This window comes from Brevibacillus sp. YAE8 (genome assembly GCF_057543335.1).
In genome coordinates this window covers 1-505 of record NZ_BAAIYG010000197.1, presented here as the reverse complement: position 1 = coordinate 505, position 505 = coordinate 1, and the positions used below count along the sequence as shown (strand labels likewise).

At 48.9% G+C, this 505-nt stretch carries 1 protein-coding gene; it reads left to right on the top strand.

Annotated elements, in window-relative coordinates; translation table 11 throughout:
* The coding region (locus AC27IT_RS28360; protein ID WP_487092353.1) for a phosphoribosylamine--glycine ligase at positions 1-505 on the top strand (505 nt) is incomplete at both ends.

The window sequence follows — 505 nt, the reverse complement described above, 5'->3', positions numbered from 1 at the left end:
AGAGGAAGAAGCAATTGCATGTCTGCATGACTTTCTTGAAGATGAAAAGTTCGGTGATGCGAGCGCGTCCGTTGTCATTGAAGAATATCTTTCTGGTGAAGAATTTTCTCTGATGGCCTTTGTCAAAGGGGAAAAGGTGTATCCAATGGTGATTGCCCAGGATCACAAGCGTGCGTTTGACGGCGACAAAGGCCCGAATACGGGCGGAATGGGCGCTTACTCTCCAGTTCCGCAAATTTCGGATGAAACGGTCCGCCATGCTGTAGAAACGATCGTGAAGCCGGCCGCAAAAGCAATGGTACAAGAAGGCCGTTCCTTCACTGGCGTTTTGTACGCTGGATTGATGCTTACTGAAAACGGCTCGAAGGTCATTGAATTTAATGCCCGTTTCGGCGATCCGGAAACACAGGTCGTGCTTCCGCGCATGGAATCTGATCTGGTGCAGGTGCTTCTTGATCTTTTAGATGATAAGGAAGTTGACTTAAGATGGAAGGATACCGCGGCA